Genomic DNA, 22044 nt, shown 5'->3' with positions numbered 1-22044 from the left:
CGCGCCGAAACCCGGCCTGGCACAGGGTACTGGTAAGGTTTGTTGTCCTGCCGGTTTGTCAGAGCGGAACGTTCCCTGGCATTTTTCTTTAAGTGTTTCCTGCGACTTCTTGGGTTTCGAGCGTAATGCGTTTTGCGTATTTGGCCTGTTTTAGCGCCTCGAACAGGGAAATTGAATCCGACATTGTCGGCTTGAATCCAATTCGTAGTATGACAGAAAATCTGTATGAATTGAGTTGAGTAAAGGAACCGCATCATGCCTTTTGAAGTCTGGCTGGCCTTTGTGGCTGCATCTTCGGCTTTGCTGCTGCTCCCCGGCCCGACGGTGTTGCTGGTTCTCAGCTATGCCCTGTCCAAGGGGCGCAGTGTCGCCGTCGCATCGGCCACGGGGGTGGCGGTGGGCGATCTTTTGGCCATGACCGCATCTTTGCTGGGGCTTGGCGCGCTTGTTCTGGCTTCGGCCACGTTGTTTTCCGTTCTCAAATGGGTGGGCGCGGCCTATCTGGTCTGGCTTGGGATCAAGCTGTTGCGCAGTGCGCCAGCCGGTGGATTGAACATGGTCGACACCGGGCGGGATGTCACAGCGCGCAGCGTATTGGGCCACGCAGCCGCCGTCACAGCCCTGAACCCGAAATCCGTTGCCTTCTTCATTGCCTTTGTGCCGCAGTTCATACGCCCCGCTGAACCGCTTGGACCTCAGTTCGTCATCCTGATTGCCACATTCGTCGGGCTGGCCTGGTTGAACGCGTTGGCCTACGCCCTGTTGGCAGACAGGTTGCGGCGTTTGATCGGCCGCGCCAGCGTAATCACTGCGATGACACGGTTTGGCGGGTTGACCTTGATCGGCATGGGTATGGCCACGGCGGTCCTACGCCGACCGGCCTGACACCGCATCAGTCTTCGGCGTGCTCTTTCATGAATCCACGGATAAATCTGCGGATTTCGCGCGCAGCCGACGTGTCCAGCTCTTTGCAAAGCTCGACAAACGAGTCACGTTCATCCCTGTCGAGGCGTAAGACCAACTGACTGTTTTTCTTGGCCGATCCTTTGCCTTCATTCCTGGCCACGTGTATTTTTCCCAACGAAGTTAAGCTCTATCTGGCGATGCTGTGCATATCCATAGCATAGTTTTTGTCGTTATCGGGCACTTAACGGCAAGGACAGGACATTGACAATGAACCTTGCCACCTTCGGACCGTTCTTGAGCCAGCTCCTCGCAATTGAAGCCGACCGCGCCTGAGACACGGACATGTCGAATTGCAAACCAAACAGATTGCTCATTGCGCTACCGGAAATTCGAGCGTGGAACTGTTTGGAACAGGTGGCAGCAAGCAAGAAAATGGGTCGGAGACTTATCTTGGCCGGCGCACAAGTTGCGTCGGTTTTTGGCCTGCTCAACGCTGCAACCTCACTCCCGTGCTGATCCAGCCGTGGAATTGTTCCTTGCATGGCCAACCCCGTTGGGCCAAACACAATACCTGTGTTTGACGCTAAAAGGTTGGTCCATGTCCAGAAATAAATCTGTCAAAGATTATATCCGAACCATCGTCGATTTCCCGCATGAAGGGATCATGTTTCGGGATGTGACAACCCTGTTTGCCGACCCCCGTGGGTTTCGGATGGCGATTGACCAGATGCTGCACCCCTATGCCGGTGAGCAGATTGACAAAGTGGTCGGGCTTGAAGCACGCGGGTTCATTCTGGGCGGTGCGATTGCACATCAGTTGAGCGTCGGTTTTGTCCCGATCCGCAAGAAAGGCAAACTGCCCGGCACGACAATCAGCCAGGACTACAAGTTGGAATACGGAGAGGCGATCGTCGAGATCCATGACGATGCCATCCAACCCGGCGAAAAAATTCTGGTGGTTGACGATCTGCTCGCCACGGGCGGAACTGCAGCGGCGGGCATCAAGCTGATCGAGCGGCTTGGGGGCGAAATCGTCTCGTGCGCCTTCATCATTGACCTGCCCGAGCTTGGCGGCAGTAAAGTGTTGGAAGAGATGGGCATGGACGTGCATGTCCTGTGCGAATTCGAAGGACTCTGACCAGGAGTTTTTCACAAAAACGTGACTGGAAACTAAAAACCGGAAAGGCTTAACCCGGTTTTCGCGCCGATCAAGCCGCAAAACGGATCAATATAAGTAATCTTGTGGTCAGGTTGCCCCGTACCCTAGGTGATGCTGCTTGAAGCATTTCAACCCAGGGAGTTTAGCTCATGTTCCGCAAATTCGCCGCCGCCGGTGTCGCCTCGATCCTCTTCAGCACTGCTGCATTCGCCGATGGTCACGGCAAGGACATTGTCGACACAGCCGTCGCCGCTGGCAGCTTTGAAACACTTGTCGCGGCAGTTCAGGCCGCCGAACTGGTGGACACACTTAAAGGCGAAGGCCCGTTCACCGTGTTTGCCCCCACCGATGACGCGTTCGCGGCTTTGCCAGAAGGCACCGTCGAAAACTTGCTGAAGCCCGAAAACAAGGATCAGCTGGTTGCCATTCTGACCTACCATGTCGTGCCGGGCAAAGTGATGTCAGGTGATCTGAGCGATGACATGACGGCTGCAACCGTACAAGGCGGCGATATCACGATCGATCTGGATTCGGGTGTGATGGTGAATGACGCCAACGTGGTTCAGGCCGACATCGAAACCAAGAACGGCGTGATCCATGTGATCGACAAGGTGATCCTGCCTGCATCGTAGGAAACAACCGGGCACGGTCCGACGTTCGGGCCGTGTTCACCCTTTCAGAACCGCGCCGGGATTCATGATGCCCTGCGGGTCCAATGCCCGCTTGATGGCCCGCATCGCGCCCAGCTTGGCTGGATCGCAGTAGCGTTCCAAATCGCTGGTCTTGAGGCGCCCGACCCCATGTTCGGCACTGACCGAACCGTCGAAGGAATCGACCAGATCATGGACGGCCTGCTTGATCGCGCCTCTTTGATCATCAAATTCCGATCGGTATCGCCCTTTGGGCGGGAACACGTTGTAATGCAGGTTGCCGTCACCAAGATGACCAAAGCAATTGATCCGGAAGGGCCCCAGGCGTGCAATCAATTCTCTGCCTTCGCAAATGAAATCGGGGATTCTGGAAATCGGGATCGAGATATCATGGCTCGACACTGACCCGATCAGACGATTGGCTTCGGGAATGCGTTCGCGCACCGCCCACAAATCGGCTCTCTGCGCTTCACTTTGGGCGATTACTCCGTCCTGAACCTGACCGAGTTCTTCAGCGCGAACAAAGAGTTCCTCCAACGCGGCAAATGGTGATTGCCCATCAGCCAGACCCAGCTCGATCAAAACGCTCCACTCCGGGGGCGAGGCGAACGGCTGACGGACATCCGGCAGAACCTCGGTCAGGAAATCAAGCCCTTGCCGGTGGATCAGTTCAAACGTGCTGACGGCCTCACCCACCTTGTCCCGCGCCAAAGCCAGCAGGTCGATCGCCGCTTCGGGAGAAGCCACCTGAAACACCGCGGTCCCGACACCGGTGGGTCGCGGGAACAGCTTCAGCGATGCGGCAGTGATGATCCCCAGCGTTCCCTCGGCCCCAATCAGCAGGTTGCGCAAGTCATAGCCGGTGTTGTCCTTTCGCAGCCGGCTGAGGCCATGCCAGATCTCACCACTGGGCAGCACCGCCTCAAGCCCCAGGCACAGGTCGCGCGCGTTGCCATACCGCAAAACGTTGACGCCCCCTGCGTTGGTCGACAGGTTGCCCCCGATCCGGCAGGATCCCTGCGCCGCCAATGACAAAGGAAACAACCGGTTTACCGCCTCGGCTGCGGCCTGAACGTCTTGAAGAATAGCCCCGGCTTCGGCGACCAGAACGTTCTCGGTTGGAAAGACAGACCGGATGACGGTCATCCGTTCCAACGAGATCACCAACGGCGCAGGCCCCGCCGACATCACCTGCCCGCCGACCAGGCCAGTGCCGCCGCCATATGGAACAATCGGAACCTGTGCCTGTGCAGCCAATTTTACCAGCTGCGCCACCTCATCGGTGTTGCGCGGCAAGGCCAGCAGACCGACCCGTCCCGAAAAACGCCCGCGCGGTTCTTCCAAATACCGTTCCTCTACGGGGCGCAGGACACCGTCGCCCAGTTTCGAACGGAGCAGCGCGGCAAAACGGTCATCAGCGGGGTTCAAACTCATACGCCTCCAATGCCCAAGCGATGCGGTTGCCGCAAGCCTTATTCAAGATCAATCAGATAGCGCGGCTCAAGCACCACAACCGTGGGGCGGTCCGGAAGGTTCCGCAACGACACGGTGATCTCCGACACCCCGCCGCGCTCAACCGGAAATGTATCCCTGATATCCACCAGGAAGCGATCCAGCGAAAACTGCGAGAACCAGTGCATCGGAATGATGACAGAACTTTTCAGCCGTTTCAGAACCGCAATCATATCGGGCAGAGGCATCGTGGTCCCGCCATCCACGGCGGCCATGACCACATCCAGCCGCCCGAGCGCGGCAAACTGTTCATCCGAAGGGACATGATGCAAATGCCCCAGATGACCTATGCACAACCCCTCAACCTCGAACACAAAAATCGAATTGCCGCGTTCTTCGACCCCACCATAAACAGATCGTATATCGGTCGAGACATTGCGCACCAGCATTTCACCCAGATCCAGATGATGCTCGATACCTTTCCCGAACTCTCCCCACCCCGGAAGAACATGCGGAATGGCCGGGTCGGGATGCGCCGTCCAATGCGTGCCGTGGGCATGGTTCATCGTCACCACGTCGGGGATCAGGTTTGCGCTTCCGATAAATCCGGTAAAATCCGTCACCGCATTCAGCCCGCCGCGGGTCTGGATCATGAAAGACGCATGCGCGATATAGCTGATCCGCACCGAGAATTCCGGCACCGGATCCTGCCAGGCCGCCCTGTGCAGATACTCGATTCCGGGCGCCGCATCGGCAATGGCGACACAATGACTTGGCCGTCGCTCCTGCGCAGCGGCCCCGCCCGAAATCACCATCAATGCCGCAATCAACCAGCGCATACCCCGAGTGTAGCGCAGAAAGACAACAAGTCATGCCCCTTGTTCATCTGGCCCCAAATATCCCGGGGGAGGCGCGGCTTGCCGCGACAGGGGCAGCGCCCCCTATCCCGCGTCGGTTTTTCCACGCCGGTCAGACCGCAGGCTGGCATACAGAACATGCGTCCGCCACCGCCCGTTGATTTGCAAATACGACTGCGCCACGCCCTCGTATTTGAAGGCCGAGCTTTCCAGCAACCCGCGCGACGCCCGGTTTTCCGGCAGGCAGGCGGCTTCAATCCGGCTCAGGTCCAAACGGGTAAAGGCATGGTGAACCATCGCGCCGATGGCTTCACGCATATACCCTTGTCGGGCAAAGGCCTGACCGGTCCAGTACCCCAATGTGCCCGCCTGTGCGGGACCGCGCCGAATGTTGTCCAGCGTGATGGCCCCAACCAACACGTCATCTTCACGGCGAAACAGAAAAAGCGGAATTGCCGTCCCGGCCGCTACCGAACGTTGTGCCCAATACACACGGTTGGTAAAGGATTTGCGGCTCAGGTGGTCCTTGGCCCAGATCGGTTCCCAAGGCGTCAGGTAACCTTTCGAGGCTCGCCGCAACGCGGCCCAATCGTTGAAGTCGGAATGTACAGGCGGGCGCAGGCTGAGCCGCGCAGTCTCGAGTTTCAGCTTGCGTCTGCCCAACAGCATCACGCCGCCCGCCTCTCCTGTAGTTCGGCCAATGTCGGCGCCCCCGAAACCGGCCCGTACAGCGCCAAAGCGGCAGGTGCGTTGACGGCCATCTGCTCGGCAAATACGCGCACATTTTCGGTGCTGACCGCATCGATCTTGGCCACCGTATCTTCCAGAGACGGGACCCGCCCCCAGATCTGAACCAGCCGCGCCAGCCGTTCGGCCCGGTTTGACGGGCTTTCCAGCCCCATCAACATCCCGGCTTTCATCTGCGCACGGGCACGGGCAACCTCTTCCGTGGTCATGTCCTCTGCTGCGCGCTTCATCTCGTCGATGGTGATGGTGGCAAGCTCTGCCACCTGATCTGCCGAGGTACCGGCGTAGATCGTCGTCGTACCGGTATCCGCATAGGCACCAGTCTGGGCAAAGATCGTATAGCAGAGCCCGCGTGTTTCACGCACCTCCTGGAACAGCCGTGAGGACATGCCGCCACCCAGAGCCGTCGAATATATCTGCGCCGTATAGATCGCATCGTCGCGATAGCCCGGGCTTTCCAGCGCAAGTGCAAAATGGGCCTGCTCCAGCTTTTTCTCCTGCCGTGCTTCACCACCGGTAAAGCGCGCAGGGTCAGCGATCAGCCCGGTGCGTGGTTGCAGATGACCGAACATCTCTTCGGCCATTTTCATCAGCTGATCGTGATCCACGGCACCGGCAGCGGACAGGATCATCTGATCGGGGCCATAATGCTCTGCTACGAAGCCAGAGAGGTCTTCTCGTGAAAACGCACTGACCCGTTCGGATGGTCCCAGAATGGTTCGGCCCAAAGGCTGGTCGTGATAGCTCTGCTCCTGCAACCAGTCAAAGATCACATCGTCGGGCGTGTCATAGGCCTGGCCGATCTCCTGAAGGATCACGCCGCGTTCGACCTCGATTTCGCGCGGGTCGAAAACCGGGTTCAGAACGATGTCGCCGATCACGTCCATCGCCAGCGCCACGTCGTCCTTCAGAACGCGCGCGTAATAGGCCGTTACCTCGCGCGAGGTATAGGCGTTGATATACCCGCCCACATCCTCAATCGCCTCGGCGATTTGCAGCGCCGAACGGCGCTCTGTTCCCTTGAACGCCATATGTTCAAGGAAATGCGCGATTCCGTTCTGTTCGATCCGCTCATGCCGCCCACCGGCGGTTACCCAGATGCCGATGGCCGCAGATTGCAGCCCCGGCATATGTTCACTGACGATACGAAACCCGTTCTTCAGTTGGTCTTGTCTGACAGTCACTCAGCGATGTGCCTTTTTATATGATCCTCAAGGGCACCCAGATCATTGGCGATGCGGGTCACCCGTTCCGGACGTTCATACAGATCAGACATGCGGGATGGAAGAGGTGGATGCACGTCGCTCGCCCTCTCGACCGCCGCAGGGAACTTGGCGGGATGCGCGGTCGCCAAGGTGATCATCGGGGTATCGGTGGCACGGTGGTCTTCGCCGACCTTGATCCCGACCGCAGTGTGCGGGCAGACCAGTTCCGCGCTGTGTGCAAGCGTATGCCGGATCGTCGCCAGCGTTTCCTCCTCGGACACTCGGCCCGAGTCGAAACTCTCGCGCAGCGCTTCCATCGCGCCCTGGCTGACATTGAAGCCGCCGGACTTGAGCTCATCCATCAACTGCGCCACGGCACCGCCGTCCTCGCCATAGGCGTAATACAACGCCCGCTCAAAGTTCGAGCTGACCTGAATGTCCATCGACGGGCTGATCGAGGGGATGGTGTCGCCCTTGAAATACCCCTCACCCGACAGACAGCGGTGCAGGATGTCATTCTGGTTGGTTGCAACGACCAGACGGTCGATGGGCAAGCCCATGCGCTTGGCCAGATAGCCTGCGAAGATGTCGCCGAAATTGCCGGTCGGCACGGTGAAACTGACCTTGCGGTGCGGCGCGCCGAGGCTGACGGCGGCCGAGAAATAATAAACGATCTGCGCCAGCACCCGGGCGAAGTTGATCGAGTTCACACCTGCCAGCTTGACCCCGTCGCGGAAGTCGAAATCGTTGAACATATCTTTCAGCGCGGCCTGACAATCATCGAAATCGCCATCCACGGCCAAGGCATGAACGTTGCTGTCCGCAGGCGTCGTCATCTGGCGACGCTGCACCTCGGACACGCGGCCATGCGGGAACAGGATGAACACATCCACGGCATCCAGCCCCCGGAACGCCTCAATCGCGGCAGAACCGGTGTCGCCGCTGGTCGCGCCCACGATGGTCACGCGGTCATTGCGCCGTTTCAGGGCCACCTGGAACAGCTGGCCGATCAACTGCATGGCAAAGTCTTTGAAGGCCAGCGTGGGGCCGTGGAAGAGCTCCAGCAAGAAGTGATTCTCGTTCAGCTGCTTCAGCGGCGCGCGGGCGTCATGACCAAAACCCTCGTAGGCACGCGCGATGATCTGCTTGAACTCATCCTCTGCAAAGGAGCCGCTGACATAGGGCCACATCACACGGAACGCGATGTCTTCATAGGGCAGACCAGCAAGCGCCGCGATCTTGTCATGGCTCATCACAGGGATCTCGGCGGGCAGATAAAGCCCCCCATCGCGGGCCAATCCGGTCAGCATCGCCTCTTCAAAGGTCAGTTCTGGCGCTTGGCCACGGGTCGAGATGTATTTCATTGCTCTTCACTCTCAGAAGGGGCGCGATTGCGCCACAGAAAATAACCGGTCATCACAGCCCAAACCAGAGCCAAGCCAAACCAGGTGATTGCATATTGCAGGTGATCGTTTGGAATCCCCGCCGTATCCACCGGCAAAGGCGTCACGTTCGGGTCGGTCTGAGACCGTGCAATCAGCAACACCGGTTCGGCCCCCAGCGCGGCGGCCAGATTGGGCACGTCCCGGGCAAACCAGATGTTGTCGTCAATATCGGGCTCGGGCGTATAGCTGTCGACCTCATCCGGCCAGTGCAGGTTGCCGGTGATCTCCATCGGACCGGTCAGACGCGACGCCTGTTTTGCAGTTGTCGGCACAAACCCCCGATCGACCAGAATTATGCGGTCCTCGGTGCTGAACGATTGGATGATGCGATACCCTGCCCCGACCTGTTTGACCGAAACAAGAACATGGATTTCGCCTGGTTCCATCTCACCCGAAACCGTTATCGGAAGGTATTTGTCGGTGTCCTCTGAAACCTGCCGGGGCAAGGCGATAGGGTCGGCTGAAATGCGACTTTCAATCTCTGCCAACAGCTCCTGTTTCCAGGCCAGACGCTGCATCTGCCAGATCCCCAGCGACAGCAGAACGCCCAAACCGGCGAGGCCGAAGATCAGCAGGAACAGAATGCGGCGCATGGCAGGGTCGAACCTCGTTTCAGGAACCGGCGTCTTGTTAAGGGGCGTGTGGGCCAAATTGCAACCACGCAATTGTATGGGGCGCAATCTTGCGCCCGGAACAGAGAAAAAGCCGCCCCTCAAGGGCGGCTTTAGCAATTTGATGAGCTGATCGGGCTTACATCAGCGGGGCCTGTCCCCAGATGTAGACTGCAAAAAACAGGAACAGCCAGACAACGTCAACGAAATGCCAGTACCAGGCCGCCGCTTCGAACCCGACATGCTTTTCCGGTGTGAAGTCGCCTTTGAGGGCCCGGATCAGGCAGACCGACAGAAAGATGGTGCCGATGATGACGTGGAAACCATGGAAACCGGTCGCCATGAAGAAGTTCGAATAGAACTGATCATCGCCAAATTTCCAGCCTTCATGGGCCAGCAGCTCATAGTATTCGAACGCCTGCAAACCGGTAAAGGCAATGCCCAGAACGATACCGATGGCCAGACCGTTGATCAGCGCTTTGCGGTCGTTGTCATGCACCAGCGCGTGGTGGGCCCAGGTGATAGCACAGCCCGACAGCAGCAGAACCAGCGTGTTGATCAGCGGCAGGTGGAACGGGTCAACCGCGTGAATGTCCGGCTGGATGTATTCGGTGCCGGCATAGTCGTACATCGGGTACATGCGATGTTTGAAGAACGACCAGAACCAGGCAAAGAAGAACATCACCTCGGACATGACGAACAGGATGAAACCGTACCGCAGACCGATGCGAACCACAGGGGTGTGATCCCCCTGGCGGCTTTCGACAACAACTTCGGACCACCAAGCGAACATGGTGTAAAGAACTGCGACCAGACCGGCCCAGAACATCCACGGGGTCAATCCGTGCATCCAAAGGACGGCTCCGAACAACATCACAAAGCCGCCGACAGCTCCGATCAGAGGCCAGATCGACGGGGCCAGAATGTGATAATCATGGTTTTTAGCGTGTGCCATCAGCGTCCCTCACCTACAGGCGTTAGTTCGTGTTTGTTTCTGCCTGCGCTTCAAGGGCGGCATAGCCCTCTGGCAGGTCAATTTCGTAGAATGTATACGACAGCGTGATCGTATGAACATACTTTGCTTCAAGATCTTCGACCATTTCAGGATCGACGAAGAAGGTCACCGGCATCTCTACCCGTTCGCCGGGTTGCAGCACCTGCTCTTCAAAGCAGAAACAGGCAATTTTTTGAAAATACCCGCCCGCCGAATAGGGTGCCACATTGTATGAGGCCTGACCCGCTATTGGACGATCCGTTGGGTTGTAGGCCTCATAGAAAGCCAGTCCGGTCTCGCCGATGCGCACTTCCATCTCGCGAACGACCGGTTTGAATTCCCAGGCCATGTTTTTGGCCTTGGACGCATCAAACCGTACGGTGACCGTGCGGTCCAGAATGTCTTCGGGGGCGGCTTCGGCCACACCGGTTGTACCGCCAAATCCGGTCACGCGGCAGAACCAGTCGTAGAATGGTACCGCCGCCCAGGCCAGGCTACCCATCAGGACAACCACACCCACGGTTTGAGCGACCGTTTTCTGTGGACCAGACAAAGCCATCAGTTCTGGATCTCCTGTGTGGCCATGTTGAAGTCAGTACCCGAGACCTTGACGATCGTCAGGCCGAAAATGATCACGATAAAGGCAGCCAGCGTCAGGCCGACGCCCAGATTGCGGCTGAACCGACGCTGATGCAGTTCATGGCTTTTGCGCAGGCTCATGACCATCCTCCCAAACCATAGGGTTTCAGCAAGGCTTCGGCCAGAATAGCGCCGAAATGCAGGAAGAGGTAGAGCAGCGAAAGCTTGAAAAAGCTGCGTTCGACCTTGAAATTATCGGCCTCCGAGTCGTCCTCGGTCCGACGCGAAATTTGCCAGGCGCCGCGCAGGAACAACGCGTTCAACACCAAAGCCACGGTCAGATAGATGGGGCCACCGATGCCAGAGAACGCAGTTCCCACCGCCAGTATCGCCAGCAGGGCCGTATAGACGAGAATGTGCACACGCGTTGCTCGGCGGCCATGTGTCACTGTCAGCATGGGCACGCCCGCATCGTCATAGTCCGAGCGCATGAACAGCGCGAGTGCCCAGAAATGCGGCGGTGTCCACATGAAGGTCAGGGCGAACATCAGCCACGGTTCAACCTCCATGGACCCGGTAGCAGCCACCCAGCCGATCACCGGAGGGAAAGCGCCCGCCGCACCACCGATCACGATGTTCTGCGGGGTCGAGCGCTTCAGCCACATCGTGTAGACAACGACATAGAAAAAGATTGTGAAGCCCAGAAACGCACCTGCGAACCAGTTGGTCGCAAGGCCCAGCATGATGACCGACAGGCCCGACAGGGTCAGGCCGATGGCCATCGCCTCACCCTCCTCTACCTTGCCGGAGGGGATCGGGCGACCTTTGGTGCGTTTCATCACCTTGTCGATATCCGCATCCCACCACATGTTCAGCGCACCCGATGCACCGCCACCGATGGCGATGAACAGAATGGCGCAGAACCCGACAAAGGGGTGGACCGGAACCGGGGCCGCCAGCAGACCGACCAGCGCCGTGAACACGACCAGAGACATCACGCGCGGCTTCAGCAGGGCGAAGTAATCGCCAAAGCTGGCCTCGTCCGCGTGGGCGGTCGCTGTGCTGGCATTGATGCTTGCGTCGGTCATCTCGGGTCCTTCTGGGGCGAAAGCTGCGCGGTCAGCCCGCACAGCCTGCATTTCGTGTCAGGCGGGCTTTTACCCGCCCTCAGTGTGCTCAGTTCGAAGCAACCTGATAGCTTTGCGGCAGACCGGCATATTCTTCGATCGCACCTTGCAGCCACTGGTCATACGCTTCCTGGCTGACGACTTTCACGGTGATCGGCATATAAGCGTGGTCTTTGCCGCAGAGTTCCGAACACTGACCGAAATAGATGCCTTCCTTCTCGGCCTCGAACCAAAGTTCCGCCAGACGCCCGGGCACGCCATCCTGCTTCACGCCGAAGGACGGGATAGTCCAGGAGTGGATCACGTCAGATGCGGTAACCTGCATCACGACAACCTTGCCAACCGGGACAACAACGGCAGTGTCGGTGGCCAGCAGCCATTCGTCTTCGCTGTAACCCGCATCTGCCAGCTTGGCGCGCATGGCGTCATCCAGAACAAACGGAGTCACATCCGCGTCGGCCGGGCGCGCGCCCTCGTCCAGAGTGGCCGGATGGCCCAGCAGGTAGCTGTCAAAGGCAAAATCGTGATCAACATATTCATAGGTCCAGTACCACTGGTTGCCCACGACTTTGATGGTGATGTCGCCTTCCGGAATTTCCTGCTGTTTGAACAGAACCGGCAGCGAAAACGCACCGATGAAGACCAGAATCAGGATCGGGCCAAGGGTCCATGCAATCTCAACCGGGGTGTAGTGTGAAAAACGCGCCGGTTTCGGGTTAACGCGTTCGTTGTAACGCACGATGCAATAAACCAGCAGGCCGGCAACCAGCAGGCAGATGACGGTGATGATCACCAGAATCATGCCGTCCAGACGCTGAATTCCCGTGGCAAGGCTGGTGGCCGCGGGCTGAAAGCCCATACCGCCGTCAACCGGCTTGCCAATAATCTCAAGCTCCTGAGCCATGGCTGGAAGGCTGGAGAGGGCTGTCATAAACCCTGAAAGCATCAAAGCATTCTTCATGTTCTGTCCTGATCGTTTGATCTTTGCGTCCCTGGCGAAAAGGTGTGAATCGGTCGCACCTCTCCCGTTGTCTTTGGCCGCGTTAAAAACCATATTCCGTCGGGTAGATAAAGCAAAATGCTTGCGTCAAACAGACGCTATTTTTGATCTGGATCAAACCCGAAAGGTCGCAACCCATGTCCGACGCCCCGTTTCGCCCGTTTGAAAGCGCTCTACCACACGATGAAGCGCTTGCCATTTTGCGCTCGGCCACGGACGGGGCCGAGGACGGAGAGCTGTTTGTCGAGCGGCGAAAATCCGAGTCTCTCGTGTTCGATGACGGCCGTCTGCGCACCGCGTCTTACGATGCGTCGGAAGGGTTCGGGCTGCGTGCCGTACAAGGTGAAGTGGCTGGATATGCGCATTCCACAGACGTCTCGATTCCTGCCCTGAAACGGGCGGCGGAAACAGCAAGACTGGCTGTCGGGGATGGCGGCGGGGTCTTGGCGGATGCTCCGCGCTCCACCAATACGCGCCTCTATACGGACGAAGACCCGATTGATTCTGCCGCTTTCCCGGTCAAGATCGAGACATTGCGTGAGATCGACGCCTTCGCCCGCGATCTGGACCCGCGTGTGGTTCAGGTCAGCGCCACGATCGCGGCAGCCGTGCAAGAGGTCGAGATTCTGCGCCCCGATGGTGTGATGGTCCGCGATGTGCGCCCCATGACCCGCGTGAACGTGTCGGTCATTGTCGAACAGAACGGACGCCGCGAAAGCGGATCCGCCGGTGGTGGTGGCCGGGTTGGCCTGAGCGGGTTGATCGACCCCGCCGACTGGCAGGCCAAGGCCCGCGAAGCCCTGCGTATCGCACTAGTCAACCTGGACGCGGTTCCTGCACCGGCCGGTGTCATGGAAGTCGCGCTTGGCCCCGGCTGGCCGGGCATCCTGCTGCACGAGGCCATCGGCCACGGCCTGGAAGGCGACTTCAACCGCAAGGGCAGCTCGGCCTTTGCCGGGTTGATGGGGCAGCAGATTGCTTCGAAAGGCGTGACCGTGGTGGATGACGGCACGATTGCCGATCGTCGCGGCTCGATCACCGTGGATGATGAGGGCACGCCCAGCGCGCGCACGGTGCTGATCGAAGACGGTATATTGACCGGATACATGCAGGACCGCCAGAATGCGCGACTGATGGGGGTTGCTCCTACGGGTAACGGGCGGCGGCAGAGCTATGCGCACAAACCCATGCCGCGCATGACCAACACGATCATGCTGGGTGGCGAAGCCGACCCGCAGGCCCTGGTGGCTGATATCAAGGACGGCATCTGGGCCGTTGGATTCGGCGGGGGTCAGGTGGACATCACCAACGGCAAGTTCGTTTTCTCGTGCACCGAGGCATATCGTGTCGTAAACGGCAAAATCGGCGCGCCGGTCAAGGGCGCCACGTTGATCGGTGACGGGGCGTCGGCCTTGAAACGCATCCGCGGGCTGGGCAACGATATGGCGCTGGACCCAGGTATGGGAACCTGTGGCAAGGACGGGCAATGGGTGCCGGTGGGTGTTGGCCAGCCGACCGTGCTGATGGACGGGCTGACTGTCGGTGGTTCGGCCGCCTGAGTCGGAAGCGGCGCATTCCCGGAGGCGCAGGGTTAACCCAGCGTCTCTTTTTTCGCGAAAATTGCCTTAGGCGACCGAAGCGCCCTTTCTGACTGAGCATTATTTATTTTGCTTATTATCAATGTGTTCTATGCTTTTCTCTGACAGAATTGCAAAAAAACAGTTCTAATTTTCGACGATTCACAAGCTGTTAACTGCCTGTCCCGTAAACCAGTTCTGCAACAAGGCGGAGCAACGGATGACCGAAGAGCAGCTTTCTTCCAATCACCCCCCACTCCCACCCACCACGGAAGAGGACCGGTTCTCGTGGCTTCGTCTGTTGCGTTCTCGCAAGGTCGGTCCGGCGACATTTCGTCGGCTGCTTCGCGAACATGGCTCAGCGCAGAACGCGCTGGCCGCGCTGCCTGAAATGGCACGCGCCGCCGGTATCAAAGGGTATGAAACCTGCCCCCCCGGCGTGATCGAGGCGGAACTCAGGGCCGCAAAAGCCGCTAAAGCGCGGCTTTTGTGCCTTGGGTCCGCTGAATTCCCCGCGGCCCTGGCTGGACTCAACGAAGCCCCGCCGCTGCTTTGGGCGATCGGAGACGTTTCGCTGCTGCAAAAACCAACGATTGCGATGGTCGGCGCGCGAAACTGTTCCTCGCTCGGCGCGCGGATGGCACGTGGCCTGGCCACCGAACTGGGCAGCAAGGGGCACGTAATCGTCTCTGGCCTGGCGCGTGGCATCGATACAGCCGCACATATGGCCGCGCTGGAGACCGGCACCGTGGCGGTCATGGCCGGTGGCGTTGATGTGATCTATCCCGCCGAAAACACGGAACTGGCCCATGACATCGCGTCCCGCGGCTTACGGATTTCGGAACAACCGATGGGCGTAACACCCCAGGCCCGGCACTTTCCACGCCGAAATCGGATCATTTCGGGGCTTGCGCAGGCGGTTGTCGTCGTCGAGGCAGCCGCCAAGTCCGGCAGTCTGATCACGGCACGGGACGCACTGGATCAGGGGCGCGAGGTTCTGGCCGTTCCCGGCCATCCGTTCGACGCGCGGGCCGCCGGTTGCAATCTGTTGATTCGTGACGGCGCCACACTTGTCCGATCTGCTGAAGACGTTATTGAAGCCTTGCCGAGGCAGGACGACCTGATTTGCCGGCCAATCGAACCGCCCTCGGAACCAATCGTGCGTCCTGCAAGAGACCTGCACGAGCAAATCATCGCGCGGCTTGGCCCCTCGCCCATCGCCGAAGATCAATTGCTGCGGGATATCGCGGCCTCGGCCGGTGAGCTTGGAACGGCGCTGATCGACCTTGAACTTGATGGGCGAATCCAGCGTCAGCCCGGAGGTCTGTTGTCGCTGGCAAGTTGATCGTACCCTCGTTCCGGCGTGCCCGGTTTCTGAAGATTTGTGATAGCGCACTGAAATCACGGCGCTTTTCCACCGACGAAAGGAACGCATTGACAATTCCCGCTTGCCCCACACATTTTGCACCACCATAGAAGGCGCCAAATTCGTCGAGCGAGGTTTCCCCTTAAATGCCCGTAGTTGTTGTAGAATCTCCGGCCAAAGCAAAAACAATCAATAAATACCTGGGCCCCGACTACACGGTTCTGGCCTCTTACGGCCATGTGCGGGACCTGCCGCCAAAGGATGGATCGGTCGATCCTGAACATGACTTCTCGATGAAATGGGAGGTCGGGAACGACAGCCGCAAGCATGTCAAGGCCATTGCCGACGCGTTGAAAGAAGACAATGCGCTGATCCTCGCCACTGACCCCGACCGCGAGGGCGAGGCAATCAGCTGGCACCTACAGGAGGCGTTGACCAAACGCCGCTCGATCAAGAAGGATACGCCCGTCAGCCGCGTCACCTTCAACGCCATCACCAAGGACGCCGTGACCGAGGCGATGCAGAACCCGCGTCAGGTCGATATGCCGTTGGTCGAGGCCTATCTGGCCCGCCGCGCGCTGGATTATCTGGTGGGGTTCAACCTGTCTCCGGTTTTGTGGCGCAAACTGCCGGGTGCGAAATCGGCGGGTCGCGTGCAATCCGTCTGTCTGCGCCTGATCGTCGAGCGCGAGATGGAAATCGAGGCATTCAAGCCGGTGGAATACTGGTCGGTTCGGGCGCTGTTCGAGACACCGCGCGGGCAGACCTATGAGGCGCGTCTGGTCACGCTGGCCGGCAAGAAGCTGGACAAGCACGATCTGGCCAATGCGACACAGGCCGAGCTGGCGGTTCAGGCGATCACCAGCCGCGCGCTGAGCGTGACATCGGTCGAGGCCAAACCCGCCGCACGTAACCCAAGCGCGCCGTTCATGACCTCGACCCTGCAACAGGAGGCCAGCCGCAAATTCGGCATGGGCGCGCGCCATGCAATGCAGGTGGCGCAGCGGCTTTATGAGGCCGGGTACATTACCTATATGCGGACCGACGGCATCGACATGGCGCCTGAGGCCGTAGCAGCCACGCGCGAAACAATCGCGGATCGCTATGGTGCTGAATATGTACCGGACAGCCCGCGCATCTACAAGAACAAGGCCAAGAACGCTCAGGAAGCTCACGAGTGTATCCGCCCGACGGATATGTCCCGCGATACCAAGGCGTTGAAGGTCACGGATGAAGATCAGCGCAAGCTTTACGATCTGATCTGGAAACGCACCATCGCCTGTCAGATGGCTGCCGCACGTCTGGAGCGCACCACCGTCGAGATCGGCAGCGACGACGGTCAGGTCGGCCTTCGCGCCACGGGCCAGGTGGTAATGTTCGATGGGTTCATGCGGGTATACGAAGAAGGCCGGGATGACGTCGCGGACGAGGATGAAAAGCGCCTGCCACAGATCACGCAGGGCGATCCGGCCCGTTTTGCCAAAGCCTCTCTGAAGGATCAGTTTGCCAAGGCGACCAGCGACAGCGGTGACAAGATCGCGAAAGAAGCAATACTGTCCGAGAACGAATCCGTTCTGGCCCTTCAACACCATACCCAACCGCCCCCGCGCTATACCGAGGCCACTTTGGTCAAACGGATGGAAGAGCTGGGGATCGGGCGCCCATCTACCTATGCCTCGATCGTAACGACGATCCAGGACCGGGAATATGTCCGCAAGGACAAGAACAGGCTAATCCCCGAGGAAAAGGGCCGGATCGTCACCATCTTCCTGCTGAACTTCTTCCGCCAGTATGTTGGCTACGAGTTCACCGCGAATCTGGAAGAGCAACTGGATGACGTCAGCGCCGGGGAGCGCGACTACAAGGATCTGCTGGGCAAGTTTTGGCGTGATTTTTCAGCCGCGATTGGCGAGACCTCCGAGCTCCGGATTTCGGAAGTGTTGGATAAGCTAGACGAAGCTCTGGCTCCGCAGCTGTACCCGCCGCGCGAGGATGGGTCCGATCCGCGTATCTGCCCGAAATGCGGCACCGGTCAGTTGCACCTGAAGACCTCTCGTACGGGTGGGTTCGTCGGATGCGGGAACTATCCGGAATGTACCTATACGCGCCCGATTGCCGGTGAAGGCGCGGAAGGTGACGAAAGGCTGCTGGGCGAAGATGGCGGGGATGAGATCTGGCTGAAGTCCGGCCGGTTCGGCCCTTACGTTCAGCGGGGCGAACCCACGCCCGAGAACAAAAAGCCCCCGCGCGCATCCCTTCCGCGCGGGTGGAGCAAGGATGACATGGATCTGGAAAAGGCGCTGACGCTTCTGTCCCTGCCCCGTCAGATCGGCGAACACCCCGAAGGCGGCATGATCAGCGCGAATTTCGGGCGGTTCGGCCCCTACCTGATGCATCAGCTGCCGGAGGAGGCAAAGCCGGTCTACGCCAATCTGAAAGACCCCAATGACGTGTTCGAGATCGGCATGAACCGCGCCGTTGAATTGCTGGCCGAAAAACGGGCAAACCCCGGTCGTGGACGGCGGGCCGCGGCGAAACCTCTGAAGGAGTTGGGTGAGCATCCCGATGGCGGCGCGATGCAGGTTCTGGACGGGCGCTATGGGCCTTATGTGAAATGGGAAAAGATCAACGCGACGATCCCCAAGGACATCAAACCCGAGGACGTAACGCAGGAAATGGCCATCGAGCTTGTCAACGAGCGCGCTGCCAAAAAAGGCACCAAGAAGAAGGCCACGTCTAAAAAGAAAGCAACCACCAAGAAAGCAACAACCTAGTCTGACAGGTGGTCGGGGTTGAAAAAGCCCCCCACAATCGCCGTTTCGGCATTGCGGGGGGCTGTCAGCGAATTACCTGGGCTGAGGGCCGCACCGCACTTCGAGCGTCGTCTGCCAGTCTTCCGAGCTGCTTGAGCTAGGATAGTAGCCGGGTGCGCTGCCTGAGTTCTAGGCAGCAGCCGTCAGGACATCGATGATCAGGGCTGCATTCTTGTCCACCTCCTGATAGCCGGTATCGCTGGCCAGAACGAAGGCCTCTTTGCCCTGCTGTGCGCACCGTGCGTTGGCGGTTGAAATTGCAGATTCAAGTGAAGACTTCTCAGAATATCCAGCACCAACAACTTTGATCTTGTTATCATCGAGCTGAAGTACCGCCGCCTGATCAGGCTCACAGGCTGACAAAGCCAAAAGCGCAGCAGCTGCGGTTGCTCAGACCCAAATTCGTTTCATGTTTTCAACCTCCTATAAAAGTGCGGCGAACATGCAGAGCCACCCGATCAATTGCAACGGCCTTTTCCATTGGTAGAAATACGACCCAGCCTCCGGTTTCATTGACTTCCCTGTGACGCGACGGCACAACCAGCCCATCACCATGTCATTGGGGGAGTTTTCCATGAAGAAAGTCTATGCCAATGCCACCGAGGCGCTCGATGGGCTGCTGTCGGATGGCATGCTGATTGCCGCAGGCGGGTTTGGCCTGTGCGGCATTCCGGAATTGTTGCTTGAGGCCATCCGGGATTCGGGCGTCAAAGACCTGAGCTTTGCGTCGAACAATGCCGGTGTGGACGATTTCGGAATCGGCATCCTGTTGCAGACCAAGCAGGTCAAGAAGATGATCAGCTCGTATGTCGGTGAAAACGCCGAGTTCATGCGCCAGTATCTGAGCGGTGAGCTGGAGCTGGAATTCAACCCCCAGGGAACACTGGCCGAACGGATGCGCGCCGGTGGGGCGGGCATCCCGGGCTTCTACACCAAGACCGGCGTCGGCACCGTGATCGCTGAAGGGAAAGAGCACAAGGACTTCAACGGCGAGACCTACATTCTGGAAGAAGGCATTTTTGCCGATCTGGCCATCGTCAAAGCCTGGAAGGCTGACGACACCGGCAATCTGGTTTTCCGCAAGACCGCCCGTAATTTCAACGTTCCTGCCGCGACCTGCGGCAAGATCTGCGTGGCCGAAGTGGAAGAGATCGTTCCGCATGGTTCGCTGGACCCCGACTGCATCCATCTGCCCGGTATCTATGTGCATCGCATCATTCAGGGCGAACACGAAAAGCGCATCGAACAGCGCACCACCCGCAAGAAGGAGGAAGCATAATGCCCTGGGACCGCAATCAGATGGCCGCACGCTCGGCAGAGGAACTGGAAGACGGCATGTATGTGAACCTGGGTATCGGGATCCCGACGCTGGTGGCAAACTATGTGGGTGACAAGGACATCACGCTGCAATCGGAAAACGGCATGCTGGGCATGGGCCCCTTCCCCTTCGAGGGCGAAGAAGACCCGGACCTTATCAATGCAGGCAAGCAGACGATCACCGAACTGTCCCGCACGGCCTATTTCGACAGTGCCACATCCTTCGCCATGATCCGCGGCGGCAAGATTGCTGCGGCGATTCTGGGCGCCATGGAAGTGGATGAGAAAGGCGATCTGGCAAACTGGATGATCCCCGGCAAGCTGGTGAAAGGCATGGGCGGCGCGATGGACCTGGTTGCAGGCGTCGGCCGGGTGATTGTCGTGATGGATCACACCAACAAGCACGGCGACAGCAAGGTCCTGAAGGAATGCACCCTGCCACTGACCGGAAAGGGCGTCGTGGATCGCATTATCACCAATCTTGGTGTGCTGGATGTGGTTGAAGGCGGTCTGAAAATCGTCGAACTGGCGGAAGGTGTCAGCGAAGATGAGCTGCGCGCCGCAACGGAAGCGACAATCGTTTCCTGATCAAATGGAAAGGCCCGCCGGATCACGGCGGGCCTTGTTAGTTGGAAGTCTGAAAAACACAGCCATCGGAAATCAGGTCTGGCGGCGTTGCGCACAAAGCCCGCGCGATCTGAAACGCGGCGAGGACTTTTGGCACGTAGTCCCGGGTTTCAGCATAGGGTGGCACACCGCTGTGTTTGCGTACGGCCCCCTCTCCTGCGTTGTATCCAGCCAATACAAGTATTGGATCATTCCCGAACTCTTCCATCAGCCAGTTGAGGTATTTTACACCGCCCGCAATGTTCTCAGAGGGCTTAAGGCTGTCCTTTACCCCGAATCTGGCCGCTGTCGCGGGCATTAACTGCATAAGCCCCTGCGCGCCTGCGGAACTGACCGCGTCTGTACGCCCGGCCGATTCCACCGAGATGACCGCAAGCACCAGCGCAGGTGAAACATTGGTTCCCACAGTGGAACGAAGGATATCGATCCCGCGTTCCTTTGCGATATCTTGCAGCGATTGCAGTCGCGGTGATCTCACGTTGGTTGCGGCCAGGGCGCTGATCGCCGCGTCAAGCCGCCCGGCCCCACCTTCATCAATGTGCGGTGAAATCAAATTCCAGAAAGCCTTGTACGATCCTTTGGGATCTCGTTTGACTTCCGCACCGGGCGCCGGCAGCGGAGCGACTTTGGTACGCGCGATGATTTCCGGCACCACCAGTTCAGTGCCCGTGCTGGGCGCTGAAGGGTTGGCTGCATGTTCTTCCGGAGTGATCTGCACGGTCACACGCGGACGTTCACCGGGTTTTGGGACTTTGACGCGCTTGTATACGCCGCGCGGCTCTGTCTCGGTCGCATTTACGGATGCAGTACCCGATATCAGAAACGCCAGCACACCGGCGCATTGAAGTGCGTTCCGGAGATTCATTTGCCTGCCTCATGTTTTCTTTTTAGGCGATTTGAACCCCGAATCTTCCCGCAAGGCCAGAAAAACAAAGCGAAATGGGGCAGTTTCGCCTCATTTGGCACAATTTTGCATCGCTACAGGGCCTTTGCTTTAATCGTTGTGATTTTTTTATCTTTTATTTTCATTGTGTTATGAAAATTATAACCAAAAAGTTAAGCCATGCGAAAAAAAATCTGTGTTTGGCCCAATTCCTGCCACGCACAACAGGCAAACATTAATCCATACCGAGACGGACATGAGCGGCCTGAGAGAGAAAGCTCTGAAGAACGCCGAGGTTTGTTAAACTCTTTTTGATCCTTTAGGAGGGACGTAACATGATCAAGTTCATCAAGAACTTCCGCAAAGACGAAGACGGCGCAGTAACAGTTGACTGGGTTGTTCTGACCGCTGCAGTCATCGGCCTGGCAGCCGTTGCATACCAGCAGATCTCGGCTGGCGCGACCGGCCTGGCAACAGACGTGAACACCGCTCTGCAAGCATCGTCGATCAGCACCGGCAGCAACACCGCAACAGGTGGTATCACAGCTGCAGGCACCAACTAAGCCTCTGGTTTAGCAAGATTTCGAGACCGCGCCTTCAGGCGCGGTCTTTTTTGTTTCAGAAGTACCGGTACTTCTGAGGCAAAAATACAGGCTAATAGACATGACGCCGCCCGACACATCACGAGTGCCACCGAATTAGTCACGCCCTTTTCAGGTCTCACCGCAA

23 protein-coding genes are annotated in these 22044 nt (G+C 58.5%); 9 read left to right on the top strand and 14 right to left on the bottom strand.

Annotation, left to right across the window (positions count from 1 at the left end):
- Nucleotides 1–255 precede the first annotated feature (255 nt).
- The gene (locus ACR3E6_RS09795) at nucleotides 256–885 is read left to right on the top strand and encodes a LysE family translocator (RefSeq protein ID WP_480486921.1); all 630 of its coding nucleotides are present in this window, start codon (nucleotides 256–258) and stop codon (nucleotides 883–885) included.
- Between the two features lie 7 nt (nucleotides 886–892).
- On the opposite strand, the gene ACR3E6_RS09790 is transcribed toward ACR3E6_RS09795, so the two are convergent.
- Nucleotides 893–1066 carry a hypothetical protein gene (locus ACR3E6_RS09790; RefSeq protein ID WP_210093516.1) on the bottom strand — a complete coding sequence of 58 codons (174 nt, stop codon included), beginning with the start codon at nucleotides 1064–1066 and terminating at the stop codon, nucleotides 893–895.
- 438 nt (nucleotides 1067–1504) lie between these two features.
- Here ACR3E6_RS09790 and ACR3E6_RS09785 point away from each other — a divergent pair, with 438 nt between their 5' ends.
- Nucleotides 1505–2044, top strand: a complete 540-nt coding sequence (locus ACR3E6_RS09785; RefSeq protein ID WP_171636894.1) for an adenine phosphoribosyltransferase — start codon at nucleotides 1505–1507, stop codon at nucleotides 2042–2044.
- 170 nt (nucleotides 2045–2214) lie between these two features.
- The gene (locus tag ACR3E6_RS09780; RefSeq protein WP_117869700.1) at nucleotides 2215–2697 is read left to right on the top strand and encodes a fasciclin domain-containing protein; all 483 of its coding nucleotides are present in this window, start codon (nucleotides 2215–2217) and stop codon (nucleotides 2695–2697) included.
- 36 nt (nucleotides 2698–2733) lie between these two features.
- On the opposite strand, the gene ACR3E6_RS09775 is transcribed toward ACR3E6_RS09780, so the two are convergent.
- The 11 genes from ACR3E6_RS09775 to coxB form a co-directional block, all read right to left on the bottom strand.
- The gene (locus ACR3E6_RS09775) at nucleotides 2734–4149 is read right to left on the bottom strand and encodes an FAD-binding oxidoreductase (RefSeq protein ID WP_171636892.1); all 1416 of its coding nucleotides are present in this window, start codon (nucleotides 4147–4149) and stop codon (nucleotides 2734–2736) included.
- Nucleotides 4150–4187: 38 nt separating this feature from the next.
- Nucleotides 4188–5006: an MBL fold metallo-hydrolase gene (locus ACR3E6_RS09770; protein ID WP_210093517.1), complete on the bottom strand. Its 819-nt coding sequence runs from the start codon at nucleotides 5004–5006 to the stop codon at nucleotides 4188–4190.
- A gap of 102 nt (nucleotides 5007–5108) precedes the next feature.
- Entirely contained in the window at nucleotides 5109–5693 is a 585-nt protein-coding gene (locus ACR3E6_RS09765; RefSeq protein ID WP_171636888.1) for a GNAT family N-acetyltransferase, read from the bottom strand.
- Entirely contained in the window at nucleotides 5693–6955 is a 1263-nt protein-coding gene (locus ACR3E6_RS09760; RefSeq protein WP_171724424.1) for a M16 family metallopeptidase, read from the bottom strand. Before ACR3E6_RS09760 ends, ACR3E6_RS09765 begins: the two co-directional genes overlap by 1 nt.
- On the bottom strand, nucleotides 6952–8340 hold the full coding sequence (gene thrC / locus ACR3E6_RS09755; RefSeq protein WP_480486916.1) for a threonine synthase: 1389 nt from the start codon (nucleotides 8338–8340) through the stop codon (nucleotides 6952–6954). The genes ACR3E6_RS09760 and thrC overlap by 4 nt, the downstream gene beginning before the upstream one ends.
- A complete protein-coding gene (locus tag ACR3E6_RS09750) occupies nucleotides 8337–9014 on the bottom strand; it encodes an SURF1 family protein (RefSeq protein WP_480486915.1) in 678 nt (225 codons plus the stop codon). Before ACR3E6_RS09750 ends, thrC begins: the two co-directional genes overlap by 4 nt.
- 157 nt (nucleotides 9015–9171) lie before the next feature.
- Nucleotides 9172–9987 carry a cytochrome c oxidase subunit 3 gene (locus ACR3E6_RS09745; RefSeq protein ID WP_152457261.1) on the bottom strand — a complete coding sequence of 272 codons (816 nt, stop codon included), beginning with the start codon at nucleotides 9985–9987 and terminating at the stop codon, nucleotides 9172–9174.
- A gap of 22 nt (nucleotides 9988–10009) precedes the next feature.
- Nucleotides 10010–10585, bottom strand: a complete 576-nt coding sequence (locus ACR3E6_RS09740) for a cytochrome c oxidase assembly protein (RefSeq protein ID WP_152457260.1) — start codon at nucleotides 10583–10585, stop codon at nucleotides 10010–10012.
- On the bottom strand, nucleotides 10585–10746 hold the full coding sequence (locus ACR3E6_RS09735) for a hypothetical protein (protein ID WP_171636882.1): 162 nt from the start codon (nucleotides 10744–10746) through the stop codon (nucleotides 10585–10587). The genes ACR3E6_RS09740 and ACR3E6_RS09735 overlap by 1 nt, the downstream gene beginning before the upstream one ends.
- Nucleotides 10743–11693: a heme o synthase gene (gene cyoE, locus ACR3E6_RS09730; RefSeq protein ID WP_171636880.1), complete on the bottom strand. Its 951-nt coding sequence runs from the start codon at nucleotides 11691–11693 to the stop codon at nucleotides 10743–10745. The genes ACR3E6_RS09735 and cyoE overlap by 4 nt, the downstream gene beginning before the upstream one ends.
- Before the next feature lie 88 nt (nucleotides 11694–11781).
- On the bottom strand, nucleotides 11782–12693 hold the full coding sequence (coxB, locus tag ACR3E6_RS09725) for a cytochrome c oxidase subunit II (protein ID WP_171636878.1): 912 nt from the start codon (nucleotides 12691–12693) through the stop codon (nucleotides 11782–11784).
- 176 nt (nucleotides 12694–12869) lie between these two features.
- On the opposite strand from coxB, the gene tldD reads away from it, so the two are divergent.
- From tldD to topA, 3 genes are all read left to right on the top strand, one after another.
- Nucleotides 12870–14291 carry a metalloprotease TldD gene (gene tldD / locus ACR3E6_RS09720; RefSeq protein ID WP_480486912.1) on the top strand — a complete coding sequence of 474 codons (1422 nt, stop codon included), beginning with the start codon at nucleotides 12870–12872 and terminating at the stop codon, nucleotides 14289–14291.
- A 238-nt stretch (nucleotides 14292–14529) separates the two neighbouring features.
- Nucleotides 14530–15654, top strand: a complete 1125-nt coding sequence (dprA, locus tag ACR3E6_RS09715) for a DNA-processing protein DprA (RefSeq protein WP_480486910.1) — start codon at nucleotides 14530–14532, stop codon at nucleotides 15652–15654.
- Between the two features lie 167 nt (nucleotides 15655–15821).
- Nucleotides 15822–18449: a type I DNA topoisomerase gene (topA, locus tag ACR3E6_RS09710; RefSeq protein WP_480486908.1), complete on the top strand. Its 2628-nt coding sequence runs from the start codon at nucleotides 15822–15824 to the stop codon at nucleotides 18447–18449.
- Between the two features lie 168 nt (nucleotides 18450–18617).
- Here topA and ACR3E6_RS09705 read toward each other — a convergent pair whose 3' ends face one another.
- Nucleotides 18618–18857 (bottom strand): hypothetical protein, encoded by a 240-nt coding sequence (locus ACR3E6_RS09705; RefSeq protein ID WP_480486906.1) that lies wholly within the window; start codon nucleotides 18855–18857, stop codon nucleotides 18618–18620.
- Between the two features lie 205 nt (nucleotides 18858–19062).
- On the opposite strand from ACR3E6_RS09705, the gene ACR3E6_RS09700 reads away from it, so the two are divergent.
- Nucleotides 19063–19767, top strand: a complete 705-nt coding sequence (locus ACR3E6_RS09700) for a CoA transferase subunit A (protein WP_480486904.1) — start codon at nucleotides 19063–19065, stop codon at nucleotides 19765–19767.
- The gene (locus tag ACR3E6_RS09695) at nucleotides 19767–20393 is read left to right on the top strand and encodes a 3-oxoacid CoA-transferase subunit B (protein ID WP_480486902.1); all 627 of its coding nucleotides are present in this window, start codon (nucleotides 19767–19769) and stop codon (nucleotides 20391–20393) included. The genes ACR3E6_RS09700 and ACR3E6_RS09695 overlap by 1 nt, the downstream gene beginning before the upstream one ends.
- Nucleotides 20394–20430: 37 nt before the next feature.
- On the opposite strand, the gene ACR3E6_RS09690 is transcribed toward ACR3E6_RS09695, so the two are convergent.
- Complete coding sequence (locus tag ACR3E6_RS09690; protein WP_171636865.1) at nucleotides 20431–21297, bottom strand: lytic transglycosylase domain-containing protein; 867 nt, start codon at nucleotides 21295–21297, stop codon at nucleotides 20431–20433.
- Nucleotides 21298–21650: 353 nt separating this feature from the next.
- On the opposite strand from ACR3E6_RS09690, the gene ACR3E6_RS09685 reads away from it, so the two are divergent.
- The gene (locus tag ACR3E6_RS09685) at nucleotides 21651–21878 is read left to right on the top strand and encodes a Flp family type IVb pilin (protein ID WP_171724432.1); all 228 of its coding nucleotides are present in this window, start codon (nucleotides 21651–21653) and stop codon (nucleotides 21876–21878) included.
- Nucleotides 21879–22044: the final 166 nt, after the last annotated feature.

The sequence above is a fragment of the Ruegeria sp. AL3 genome (assembly GCF_056536065.1).
This window is presented reverse-complemented; position numbering and strand designations above follow the sequence as displayed.